General features: G+C 34.3%; 11 protein-coding genes and 2 pseudogenes. 3 read left to right on the top strand and 10 right to left on the bottom strand.

Features of this window, described 5'->3' with window-relative positions; translation table 11 throughout:
* Positions 1-484: 484 nt before the first annotated feature.
* Both J4P91_RS18180 and J4P91_RS18175 read right to left on the bottom strand, forming a co-directional pair.
* A pseudogene (locus J4P91_RS18180) lies at positions 485-956 on the bottom strand (tyrosine-type recombinase/integrase); the annotation flags it as partial.
* The gene (locus J4P91_RS18175; RefSeq protein WP_207995247.1) at positions 953-4,306 is read right to left on the bottom strand and encodes a trifunctional glycoside hydrolase family 18/polysaccharide deacetylase/glycosyltransferase family 2 protein; all 3,354 of its coding nucleotides are present in this window, start codon (positions 4,304-4,306) and stop codon (positions 953-955) included. The gene J4P91_RS18175 and the pseudogene J4P91_RS18180, both read right to left, overlap by 4 nt.
* Before the next feature lie 217 nt (positions 4,307-4,523).
* Here J4P91_RS18175 and J4P91_RS18170 point away from each other — a divergent pair, with 217 nt between their 5' ends.
* On the top strand, positions 4,524-4,919 hold the full coding sequence (locus tag J4P91_RS18170; RefSeq protein WP_207995265.1) for a hypothetical protein: 396 nt from the start codon (positions 4,524-4,526) through the stop codon (positions 4,917-4,919).
* On the top strand, positions 4,879-5,082 hold the full coding sequence (locus J4P91_RS18165; RefSeq protein WP_207995246.1) for a hypothetical protein: 204 nt from the start codon (positions 4,879-4,881) through the stop codon (positions 5,080-5,082). The genes J4P91_RS18170 and J4P91_RS18165 overlap by 41 nt, the downstream gene beginning before the upstream one ends.
* A gap of 139 nt (positions 5,083-5,221) precedes the next feature.
* On the opposite strand, the gene J4P91_RS18160 is transcribed toward J4P91_RS18165, so the two are convergent.
* On the bottom strand, positions 5,222-6,481 hold the full coding sequence (locus J4P91_RS18160) for an MDR family MFS transporter (protein WP_207995245.1): 1,260 nt from the start codon (positions 6,479-6,481) through the stop codon (positions 5,222-5,224).
* Positions 6,482-6,588: 107 nt separating this feature from the next.
* Between J4P91_RS18160 and J4P91_RS18155 the strand changes: the two are divergent.
* Positions 6,589-8,341, top strand: a pseudogene (locus tag J4P91_RS18155) (ABC transporter substrate-binding protein).
* 54 nt (positions 8,342-8,395) lie between these two features.
* On the opposite strand, the gene J4P91_RS18150 reads toward J4P91_RS18155, so the two are convergent.
* The 7 genes from J4P91_RS18150 to J4P91_RS18120 all read right to left on the bottom strand — a co-directional run.
* Positions 8,396-9,607: an MFS transporter gene (locus J4P91_RS18150; RefSeq protein WP_207995244.1), complete on the bottom strand. Its 1,212-nt coding sequence runs from the start codon at positions 9,605-9,607 to the stop codon at positions 8,396-8,398.
* Positions 9,608-9,895: 288 nt separating this feature from the next.
* Positions 9,896-10,474, bottom strand: a complete 579-nt coding sequence (locus J4P91_RS18145) for a TetR/AcrR family transcriptional regulator (RefSeq protein ID WP_207995264.1) — start codon at positions 10,472-10,474, stop codon at positions 9,896-9,898.
* A 187-nt stretch (positions 10,475-10,661) separates the two neighbouring features.
* Entirely contained in the window at positions 10,662-11,342 is a 681-nt protein-coding gene (locus tag J4P91_RS18140; RefSeq protein WP_207995243.1) for a zinc metallopeptidase, read from the bottom strand.
* Between the two features lie 44 nt (positions 11,343-11,386).
* Complete coding sequence (locus J4P91_RS18135) at positions 11,387-11,701, bottom strand: DMT family transporter (RefSeq protein WP_207995242.1); 315 nt, start codon at positions 11,699-11,701, stop codon at positions 11,387-11,389.
* Between the two features lie 2 nt (positions 11,702-11,703).
* On the bottom strand, positions 11,704-12,057 hold the full coding sequence (locus J4P91_RS18130) for a DMT family transporter (protein WP_207995241.1): 354 nt from the start codon (positions 12,055-12,057) through the stop codon (positions 11,704-11,706).
* A 77-nt stretch (positions 12,058-12,134) separates the two neighbouring features.
* A complete protein-coding gene (locus J4P91_RS18125; protein WP_207995263.1) occupies positions 12,135-12,713 on the bottom strand; it encodes a TetR/AcrR family transcriptional regulator in 579 nt (192 codons plus the stop codon).
* 172 nt (positions 12,714-12,885) lie between these two features.
* The coding region (locus J4P91_RS18120; protein ID WP_207995240.1) for a hypothetical protein at positions 12,886-13,065 on the bottom strand (180 nt) is incomplete at its 5' end.

Here is a 13,065-nt window from a genome sequence, read left to right as displayed (position 1 = left end):
TCTGAAAAAAAAAAAAACAGAAAGTATAGCTAAAGAAGCTACACTTTCTGTTTTTATATTCTCGACAATTAAATAAATTAGGAGAAATAAAATGAGTAAATTAAAGAGAGTATCTATATAACATAACTGATGAAACAATCATTAAATAGCAAAACTAATTCTAGAAGATATGTACCCAGGAGGATGTATCTTCAACTTATTGAATGAAATTTTTTATAGAACCTATAGACACACTAAAATATCTACTTCATTTTTATTTTATATAAACAAAAAAAAGAACTCATTAGAAGATGAGCTCTTTTTCGGCTTGTGTTCTTCAAATAAAATTTTTAAAAGAAGATAGTTATAATTATACATTTATATATTATGAAGTTCAATATTTAATTTAGTAATTACCATAAGGTAATGCTCGCTTTTGCTTTTTTATAACCATCACTCCCCCCTCCTTTAGTACACGCCGCAGTTCCTCATGAACAATATTCTATATATATCCAAACGCATACGAATATTTAAGAAAAAACGAATTAATACTGTTTTCTTCGCAAGTGCTGCAACTGTATATTTAGATTCATTCCAGCCATTCCTCACTTCTTTTAATCAGTTGTTATATTTTCGAATGTGCCAAGGCTTCAATGTTTTTAATAAAGAGGATTTTGCTGTACCTCTTCCCCATTTATCTCAAATTCCTCTGTATGCTACACCATACATTGGCAAAATGATAGGATTTCAGATACATAACTCTTCTTTATATCCTCTTTTCTATTTTTTCTTCTCATCCATATCTTTTTGTAAGTGCACAAAATGGTATATTACCTCAGGGTCATTCACGAAAGCATATTTTCCCCTTTCTCTCTTTTTCTACCACTTGCATTTTTCGTTCCACATCATTTATAACTATTGTTATTCAAATAAGATGCTACTAGTAAAAAAAGAGAGCAGACTATCTGCTCTCTTATGACGCCTCATTATGTTCAGAGGAATGCTTAACACTCCCCATTCTCTTTAGTTTATTCCATCCTACCGCTACCCCTCGAATAGATGAAAATACAGATTTAATTACAACATAAGTCATAAATTGACGATAAATAAAGCGTTGTAAAATTAACCATGCTAATGGTTTAGGGTTCTCTTTCTCTAATTTAAATGCAAAAAGAGAAGCGAGAAGATCCATTGCAAAGAATACAAGATAAAATCCTAAAACTTTTAGAGGATTACTACCAAACATCCCCATAATCATTAATATATCTGCTAAAGGAGCAATGAATTGCAGGACATATTGGAACAACCACATATTAGGTAATGCAACAAACCCTAATGTTTTATGCTTTGGGTTAAACAATGCTTTTCGATGTTTCCAAAGACATTGGAGTGTACCATACGACCAACGATATCGCTGTTTAATAAGACTTTTCACATCTTCAGGCGACTCCGTATAAGCATATGCTTTTTCTTCATATACAATTCTATGCCCTTGACGTAAAAATGTTATAGTAAGATCCGTATCTTCTGCAAGTGTATCTTCGCTTAAATACCCAGATTCAACTACATTCTGTTTACGCCATGCTCCAATAGCTCCAGGAACTACCGTGATACAATTCAATTCGTCAAAGGCTCTGCGCTCTAAATTAAATCCTGTAATGTATTCAACATGTTGCCAAGTAGTTAACAAATTTCGTCTATTTCCCACTTTGACATTGCCTGAAACTGCCGCTACATTATGATCTTCAAAGTGTCTAATCATTAGAGAAATAGCATCTTGCGCAATAATAGTATCCGCATCTAAAGTGACAATGATTTCTCCTCGTGATTTTTGAAATCCTAAATTCATTGCGGATGATTTTCCACCGTTTTCTTTTTGAATTAAACGAACTTTAGGATGTTTATGGAATGCTTCTTGAATTACTTTTGACGTACCATCTTTCGATCCGTCATCAACAACAATAACTTCAAACTCTCTATAATCACTATCCAAAATTGAGCGAATCGTCTTGGTTATAACCTTCTCTTCATTATATGCTGCTATCACAACACTAACGAAAGGTTGATAAGACGAATTAGTAAATAAACGAGATCTTGTTTTCTTTTTTTGCTTGAATGCAAAATAAATTAAAAATAGGAATCGGAAAATACCTAATCCAATAGCAATATAAAAAATAGTTGTTAATATATGCTTAGAATATCCCGCTCCTGAAAAAACAGCTTTATTGTAAAGTAAATATTGCTTATCCTCAGAAGAAACGGGAGGCATAACTTCATCTCGTTCTTTATCCATTAAATCTGAAATTGTTACAAAACTATATCCATGCTTTTTAAGGTCTTTAATAATCATTGGCAGCGCCTCTACCGTATGGGTACGATTCCCTCCTGCATCATGGAGAAGAATAACATTTCCCTCCCCCTTATAAATGGGATTAACAGCACGCTTTACCAATTCATTTGTTGATGGCGTCGCCCAGTCCTCAGGATCAACTTTTTCTGCCACCATTGTATAGTTCATATTTTGTGCACGCAAAATAGGCAATATTTCATTTGATGAATCCGGGTCAGCATCTGCTTCATATGGTGGCCTAAATAAAACCGTAGAATGTCCAGTTATTTCCTGAATCAGGCGCTGAGTTGTATTCAGTTCTACTTTTGTTCGTAGTAAAGACGTATCAGCTACGTTAGGATGCTTGAAGGTATGATTGCCAATTTCATGCCCTTCATCGTATATTCTTTTAACAATACTAGGATTTAGTTGAGCGTTTTCACCAAGTACAAAAAAGGCTGCTTTTATTTTATACTCTTTTAATATATCTAGAATTTTCGGTGTGTATTTAGGATCTGGTCCATCATCAAATGTTAGTACTACTTGTTTTCCTTTTGGTTTTCCGTAGCGCTGCACTTGATATGCAGATGGTAGTGATTGATACACTTCATCTGTAAGATAACCATCTTTGCCTACTTTAAAATCTCTCAAGCCATTTTGTCTTTCATTCTCAATCTGTAAAATTTCGCCTTGCCCAGAATAATTTACTTCATCTAAACTAGCGATTTTATGTAATGCATCAGGATTATTTTGTACCTCAATAGGATCTTTTAAAGCTTTCCATATAGTAGGATCTTCCGCACCTAGTCTCCATAATGCAAACCCTTTTGCATTGTTGTTCATTGCGATTTTTACTTGATTATAAAGAGTAACACCATCTAAGAACCAAGCAGTATGTTCTTTCGCTCCTTTTTTATATCGAAAATAAGGGTTTCCACTGATCTTATCCCATTGAATTTTTATATTTGAATCATGAGCCATTGTCATAACTTCTGAGAAAGTTAAAGACTTCGCAGGTTTTTTGCTCTTTACTTCCCAATCATATCCATAGTTACCGAAAGCAACTATAAGTTTCTCAGAGGGAATGTCTAGTTTATTAAGCGTATGTTCAAACCATTTATTTGAAGCAATTGGTCCTGGTGTACCTGCTCCATAGTGCTCATCATACATCATTACAATCATACGATCTATTGCTTTGGCTAATGCACTATAATCAAAGGCTTTATCATTAGCAGGGACATCTTGCGTTACGAGCAAATGATGTTTGTGAAAGACCGTGGTAAGCTCTTTCATGAAATTTGTTAATTTATCTCTATCGCCTTCAGGTATTGACTCAAAGTCAATATTAATACCTGCAAATTGATTCTCTTCAATTCGCTTTACTAAATCATTAATAAACTTTGTCTGTACATTATCTGGAGCATTCAGTAACTTATGAATAAGTTTACTATCAGGACCAGAAGCTTCTTGAGTATAGTTAGTAAGCAAAGGCATAATTTTTACATGATTTTTTTTTGCTAACTTTACAATCTCAGGTTTAATCTCACTACTAATTGTTAAGTCTGCTTTTAAGTGATACCATTCTGGTACTAACATGGTTAATGAATTAATATTTTCTTTTAAAGAAGCAGTACTATTTTCATCCCAGTTTACATAAAAACCATAAACTTCTTTAGGTTGTTTACTAGTATTGCTTGAATTTTCCAAATTTTTATCTCCGTATATTTCGGTATTAGGAGATTTGAATTCTTCCTTCTTTAACTGCTGGTTGCTGAGTTTTTGATTAATGGGTACAAGTTTGGTATCTTGCTTTACAGAAGAGTTCATATTTGGAATTTCTGGTGTTGAAAAAATACTTCGAAAGAAAAAATAGAATACGATAATCATGGTAACTATTGAGATACATAGAAACCAACTAAAAGCTATTTTTCTTCTTCCTTTAGGATCATAAAAAATGGGTTTTGAAGTGTCTTTCTCTTGTTGAATTTTTTTCTCCATTAGTTTTTAATATACTCCTTTTCCTTTTATTCTGAACACAAGCATAAACTATTCTATTTTATTCTAAGTACAAACGCAAACTATTTTAATAGATAGACCTTCTAGAGTGGCTGGTTGCTACAAGTCCTGGTGTAAGAAATATATAAAGCTTGGATATACTACTGATAATACACTTATAGTGGCCGTTCAATTAGGATGGTTCTGGTGGTCATTGGCAATGCAGCCACAATATCTTACATATATTGGTCTCTCCTCCCCCTATTTAATTAGCGAGACACCAAACTGTGATACTCCTGTTTACTTTGGTGAAACAATTGTAACGAACTATACATTCTATAAATCAATTGATTCACACCTATTTGTAAGAGAAAGTGATAGAAAACACTTGCGAGGTGCTGTTGACGCAATAAAATTTAGATGGGCGTATAAGTATGAACTGAACACCCCTATTTTTAATCACTTTTTTAGGCATTTCTCATATAGTGAAAATGACTATACTTTTGCTGCATTTTATTCATCATCCATAAGTTACAAACTGGCTGATCACATATATAAAAGATGGGAGCCCGACTATGAACAACAAGCAAACCTCAACGCCCCCAAATCACTCTGAGGAAAACCAAAGAGAAATTAGCTTGCAAACATTAAGAGTCATTGGACTCATTGTGCTAATTAGTGGCTATATCCTTGTCGCTTTGTCTGAAGTAGGTGAACTGAAAAATCTTTTAACAAATCCAAGTGCTAACAATGACCTAGCGGAAACTGATCCTTTTTAGAAGCAAGGGGCTATATAAAGTGAAACTTCCATCAGTGGGGGGGGTTCTTCATCCCCCACTGATGGTTAGTTGAACCAATCGGGCTTTTACGGGATAAAAAGCGAATCATTCTAAAAAATGATCCGCTTTTTGTATAATCCTATCCAAGATGAGTTATGCTTTCTTCACGATATTCATTCCTTCTGATCGCTTTCATAAACAATACAATACTGCCTACACCAATCAAAAAATAAACAAGACTCATTCCCCATGGTGCAATGAATGAACCGAGCATAACGCCTAATGCTCCATTCATTTTTGCCACTTGAAATACCATACCATTGATAGCCATATAAGAGCTCCGTGCATCATCCGGAACCATATCAGCCATAATGGATTGACGAACTGGCACATACATCATCTCGCCAACCGTTTGAAACAGACCAGCTATTAATAAAATCCACAAGCTATTACTTGATCCAAGTATAGTGAATCCAATTGTATAGATAAACAACCCTACATATAATATTTTCAAATCATTAAAACGCTTCATCATTTTAATAACAAGAGCTGAAAATAAAACAATCAAAATCGTATTCTCTGCAGAAATCCAACTTAGCATGCGGATACCTGTTAAATCAAAACGAATATCATTTCCAAATGCAAACTGAATTGTTTCAAATTCCTTTTGCAAGCGTACACCTAAATAATTATTAAGCTGAAATTCTAACGATAAAGTACATATACTTGCCAAACAAAATATTAAAAATGCCCCGTCTGTCATAACAACTTTATAACTTTCAACCATTTCCTTTAGCACATGCTTCTTTTTTATAATTGGCCGAGCGACATATACTTCTTCCATATATACAGCAATTAAATACAGCGTCAGCAGCGCTACTACTGTTAATAATACAAATAGTTGAAAACGGTAATGTTCAAATAATAATCCCCCAAATATCGCTCCAATCGCAATAGACAAGTTGATTGCCCAATAATTGATACTATACATGATTTTTCGATTCTCAGGTGTACTTACATCAATTAGCATTGCCTCTGTTGCCGGATTCATAAGCCCTGAACCAAGACTATGCGTTAACATAAAAACGAAAGTGAGCCAAGGTGAATCTATATAATCTGAATTCACGATTCCCATACAAGCAATCGAAACTACTTGTATCACTTGCCCTATAATCATAACCTTTTTTCGTCCTAATCGATCTCCAATATAACCGCCATAAAGCCCAATGACGAGTGCCGCCATTACGTTTATTAGTAATAAAACACCTGCAAGGACACTACCCAGTTTTACTGAAAAATAAATCGCCATAAACGGGAAAATCATTGTTGATACAGTGCGTGTTAAAAATGAAGTTATAATCCTAATTTTTATATTGCGATGCATACTCCAAAATCCCATTCTTTTCCTCCCCCTTATGTGTATTCATTTTACTTTGAAAAAGTGGAAGAAAAAGGTTAGAATATTCTAAAGAATTTCCCCTTTTAATAAGAAGGAGTCGTTTAAACATGAAAGTGATGGACTATTATATTCAACTACGATTGCATGATCCAGAAAAACAATACATGCAAAATAGCTTGCAAGAATTAGCCGATATTTTATATTGCAGTACAAAAAACGTGAAAATTTTACTTAGAAAAATGACGGAAGACAAATTAATTACGTGGACACCAGGACGAGGGCGAGGAAATAAAAGTGAAATTCTCTTTCTCCATACCATTTCAGAAGTAGTTATGCCCTATGCTGAATCTCTCTTACAACAAGATAAATTAAAAGAAGTATTTCTTCTTTTAAAACAACCATTTCCACTTTCCCTTCGAAAAGGCTTAGAAGAAAAACTACAGCAGCACTTTGGATACCAGCCTTTAAACGATATGTATGACGTATTAAAGATACCTTGTTCGAGAAAAATATTGCCACTTGATCCAGCCTTTGCAGCTGTCACAACAGAAAGTCATCTCATTGAGTCAAATTTTTGATACATTAGTTCATTACAACTACGCCACAGAAGAAATTGAGCCACACCTCGCACATACATGGGAGGTTAGTAAGGATCAACTTACCTGGACCTTCTATTTACGAAAAGGCATCCAGTTTCATCATGGAACAATTTTATCTTCTAAAGATGTTCAATTTTCATTTGAAAGACTACGGTGTGTTCAATCTCCCTATACCTGGCTAACAGAAGAGATTGTACAGATTGAAACACCATCACCGTTACAAATCAGCTTTCACTTGCAAAAGCCGAACTTGTTTTTTCTACATTATGTAAGTTCGATGCAATTAGCCATTTTACCGCATGATGTAGAAATACAAAATCATCATTATATCGGGACGGGCGCTTTTAAGTTACATTGTTATGACGAAGATCAAGTTATATTAGAAGCATTTACGGATCATTTTAAAGAACGTGCTTTGCTTGATCGTATTGAGTTTTGGCGTATTCCAGAACATGCACAAAGACATACACATTATGAACTACCAAATACTGAACATACAAAAGAATACGAAGTGCAAATAGAAGAAACCGGGTGTATATATGCTGCTTTCAACTTTACAAAGCCTGGTCCACATCATAATATTTATTTTCGAAAAGCTTGGAGGGAACTATATGATGTTGAATCTATTATTCATGATTTAAAAGGTATGCGGACTATCCCTGCATCCAGCTTCTTTCCAAGTCGAAGCCGAGCAACAATAAAACTATCCTATTCTTTACATAAAGCAAAAGAATACTTGCAAAAGAGTACATATCAAGGGGAAACTATACACATCTATTTCTTTTCATTTAAAGACAGTGCTTACGATGCCCTCTGGCTAAAAGAGCGCTGTCAAAGTTTAGGAATTCAAATACAGCTTCATCCTTTTCCAGTCTCAGACTACTCAGATCGTTCTATTGATCAACACGCTGATATTATTTTAATGGGAGAAGTATTTGCTTCTGATTTAGAAATCGCCTTTCTAAATGTATTTAAAAGTAAAAGCTGTTTTATCAATCGCTTTATGCATCCTCACTACAAAAAGCAGATTGATTGTTTACTAGATTCATTCTTATTGGAAGAGAATAAAGAGAAGCGTTATGAGCTTATGTACGAAATTGAAAGATTCCTTCAAACGGAATATATTATCTTATTTAATTATCATGTTTTAAAAAAGAAAACATACCCATCGTCTCTAAAGAACGTAACAATTGATTCTTTTGGCTGGACAGACTTTTCAAAACTATGGATTCATCCAACAGAGTCAGCTAGCGAACTATGAAAAAACAAAGGAGATATGATCTCCTTTGTTTTTTATCGTACTACGATAAAGATTTTAACTTGTTTTTTCCGCTAAACTTTCTACCATTTGTTTTTCTTTCCACATGACTGTAATACCGATGCCAATAGCCATAATGAAAGCAGAGAAAAGATACGGATAGTTGATATTTACATCAAATAGTATTCCCCCCATAGCCGGTCCAACGATATTACCTAAGCTTGTATAAGTTGAGTTCATTCCAGCAACAAACCCTTGCTCCTTTCCAGCTGCTTTTGATAAAAATGTCGTTAATGCCGGACGAAGCAAATCGAATGCGAGAAAGATAAAACAAGTTACAGCCAATACTATCCAAAAATTAGAGATTAAGGTGGATACTACCGCCAATATGGCACCTGTAATTAAACAGACTTGAATCAAGACTTTTTCACCAAGTATATCTACTAACTTTCCAAATAGAAATACCTGTACAACAACACCAAAGATTGAGCTTATTGTAATAATACTGGCAATATCCTTCGGTGTGAAACCAAATTTATGATCAGAAAACAGACTAAAAACAGTTTCATATGCCGATAAACCAAAAGCAAGTACAAACACAATAACAAATGCGATAAAGTATACCGGATTTAGTGATTTTTTTAAATCGCTCATAAAGTTTGTTTGCTTCGTATTAGCAGAAATTTCTGCTAGCTGTTCCGCCGTTAACGGCTCTTTCAGAATAAATATAGAAGAAACGCATGCGATAAAGGCAATGGCTGCCGCAAAAAAGAAGGGTACACGTATACCGTATTCTGCAATAAAACCACCAATTCCAGGCCCAATAATAAACCCTGTACTAATAGCCGCAGAAAGATATCCCATCGCTTTTGGTCGTTCCTGAACTGAGGTAATATCTGCAACATATGCCGTAACACCAGGCATAATAAAAGCAGCACTAATTCCCCCTAACATCCTTGATATATAAAGTACCCATACATCCCTTCCTAAACCAAAGATAAGTTCTGAAGTACCAAAAAGAAATAAACCAATTATGATAATTTTCTTCCTACCATAACGATCAACCCAGCGTCCTGTTAATGGCGACATCAGTAATTGTGCCACTGCAAACACTGCAACAAGATACCCCATCGTTTTTCCTGATAATTGCATAATATTCATGAATGACGGCATAACTGGGATAATAAGACCAATTCCGAGAAATGCAATGAATATATTACTAAGAAGAATGATTAATACCATCTTTTGTTCTTTTATTGATTTCTTCATTTATCAACACCTCTTTCTGTAAAAATCATTGATGTGAAATTCTTCTCAAAAAATAATACCCAAAGGGGTTTTAATTAGCGAAAATTCTTCATTCCCACAAATGGGGACATAAAAATAAGATCACTGTTTGCTGACATTTATATCCTCTATATGAATTGAATGATGAGATTTATTTATAGTATTTACCTCTTACCTTATTTTTCATAAACCTCCCTCAAATGACTGACTATCATTCATTTCAGGCGAAATGAACCCATCTCTTTGCTATAAATGGATTCACCTAACTGTTTATTCTTGAATATCCAATGCATGTGTTAAAAAATCTAGTACTTCAGCTTTCTGAAGATCGGCCTGATCATCCTTTTTATGATCATATAAATAAACTTGTTCTGCTGCAGATTCAACCAGAGCGATAAATAACTTTGCAGTTCTTTCAACATGAATAGAATTACGAATTGCACCTGAATCTTTTGCTTCACTTAAGAATTGACTTAACCACATATAAAGAGGCTGATATACAGTTTCCCATTCTTTTATATGCTCAGTGGATGCAAGGCCAGCATACATTAATGCTTGTATTTCACGATATTCCGCTATAAAGTCAAAAACCGCATCTATTACTTGCTTCACTTTCTTTGAAAAAGGTTCATTATTCTGTACCCTTTCTTTTACTGCACGTATCATCTTTTCAACCATAACTTCTGCTATTGCAGGCATAACAGATAATTTAGAAGGAAAATACAAATAGAAAGTTCCTTGGGCAATGCCAGCCAATTTCACAATGTCAGAGATCTTTGTTTTTTCAACTCCTTTTTCCTGAAACACTTCAATAGCTGCATAAACAATTTTCTCTTTTTTATTCATGATCTGAGTCCTTTCACACGTGTATAGAATGACTGTCACTCATTCTATATGAAAATTTATTGTACTGTCAACAATAGAGTGAAAGTTAATATGAATTTCTCTCCATAGAAAAATCCCCTAATAGAACATAGAAGAATGTCCCTTCTTTTTCTGTTAGGAGATTAAATCAAAATATATATGTTTTCTATCTCTACTCTTCATTCCGTTGCATACCTGTGTAAATAAGCAATAAACGAACTAACTCCAACACCGCTACCGCGGCAGCAGCAATATATGTTAAAGCAGCTGCACTTAATACTTTACGAGCCTGCCCATATTCATCAGTTGAAACAATTCCTAACGCTTTCATTTGATGCATCGCACGCTTCGAGGCATCAATTTCAACTGGTAATGTAACCATTTGAAAAAGGACACCTGCTGCCATTAAAATAATACCTAACAATAACATGTTTGTCATTGCTGTAAACATTCCAATCATAATGAATATCCACGATATATTTGAACCCAAATTTGCGACTGGCACTAATGAATGACGCAAACGCATAAAACTGTAATCATTCGCATCTTGAATTGTATGCCCTACCTCATGTGCCGCTACAGCTGTTCCAGCAACTGAACGGCCATAATAATTATCAGTTGATAAACGAACTGTTTTCGCGGCTGGATCATAATGATCAGATAAATGTCCTGGAGTTTCTTCCACAGCTACATGATACAAACCATTTTCATCTAAAATTTTCCGAGCTGCTTCAGCTCCTGTCATACCTGATGTTGAAAGTACTTCTTTATATTTACTATACGTTTTTTTTACTCTAAATTGTGCATATAATGGTATACTTATAATCATAGCAAAGTAAATTAAATAAGACATTACAGCTCCTCCTATACGATATTTTTAATAAACTTTTTCTAACTTTAAGAAAGAGCCTTTAAACCTGTCACTCCGCATACAATAAGAGCCACACTAATAATACGTGCCTTACTTTTTGATTCTCCAAATAGGAACATATTTAACAAAACGGCACCTGCTGTTCCTATCCCAATCCAAACTGCATAAGCTACACTTACCTGTAAAAATAGGAAAGATGTGTATAAGAATGCGAAAGAAATACCAAATCCTCCTATATAAATAGCACCATTTGTTACTGATTTATCCTTACTGTACATTTTAAGACCTATTACACCAACAATTTCACTAATTGCGGCACAAAGGACAAAAATCCATCCCATCCTTAAGCAGCTCCTTTCATAACTTCTTCTTCTACTTCTTTGTTATCAGCTAACTTCAGGCCAATAACGCCAGCTACTACCATAACTATGAAAAATAATTTCCCTAGACTAAAACTTCCACCAAAAAGAAAAACGTCCATTAAGAAAGTTCCCACAGTTCCTGCTCCGGCAAAAACGGCATATACTGTTCCTGTCGCAAGATGTTCACACGCTTTAGAAAGCATATAAAAATCAACAACAATAATCCCAAAAATTATTGCCCAATGCCACCATGCGTGAGCAGTATTAAAACCAAACACCCAAAAAACTTCAAAAATACATGTTAATATTACATATAACCAAGCTTTGTTTTTCATACATTTCCACCTCTTATGACTGAATGTCATTCATTTTTAACTTAAATTTATCTATCTTGCTTACAGTCATTGAATATTTATTTTCTTATATCCAATGCATGTGTTAAAAAATCCAAAACTTCAGCTTTTTGTAGACTAGCTTGATCCTCTTTTGTATGATCATATAAATAAATTTGTTCTGCTGCCGATTCAACTAAAGCAATAAAAAGTTTTGAAGTTCTTTCAACATGAATAGAATTCCGTATGACTTTGGCATCCTTAGCCTCTTTTAAAAAGCGTTTTATCCAAATGTAAAGAGGTTGATATAGACTCTCCCACTTTTTTATATGTTCGGTTGATGCTAAACCGACATATATTAATGCTTGTATTTCGTGGTGTTCCTTTGTAAATTCAAAAATTGCATCTACAATTTGCGAGAATGTATCTAAGAAAGAAGAGCTATCCTGTACTTTTTCTTCAACTGCACATATCATCTTCTCAACCATAATTTCTGCAATAGCAGGTACTACAGATAGCTTTGAAGAAAAATATAAATAGAAGGTTCCTTGAGCAATACCAGCTAATTTCACAATGTCCGAAATCTTTGTTTTTTCAATCCCTTTTTCCCTAAAACATTCGATAGCAGCGTATACAATTTTTTCTTTTTTACTCATTATCTACACCCTTCCACGAAATAAAATGACTGAATGTCATTCATGTTTATTGTACATGAATGATTTATAAAATGTCAATCACGAAATTTCAGAAATGATTCAACTTCTTACAAAACTTAACCCTCATTCAATTAGAACTTTGAATGAGGGTTATCAAAAATCTTGGCTCTTAAATTTACTTAGACGCTTTTTTCTCTTCTTGGATAATTGTTTTTACTTCACCTGTCTTGATTTTGTTACTGTCAGAGAAGCGAAGCAAGTCTCCCTGAATCAATTGGTCAGACATGCGCAGTTCATTTTGAGCACGATCGATCATTGCTTGAGCTTCTTCTTTTGGTACCTCTACGACTTCACC

This window comes from Bacillus sp. XF8, from assembly GCF_017498755.1.
Classification (GTDB): domain Bacteria; phylum Bacillota; class Bacilli; order Bacillales; family Bacillaceae_G; genus Bacillus_A; species Bacillus_A bingmayongensis.
This window is presented reverse-complemented; position numbering and strand designations above follow the sequence as displayed.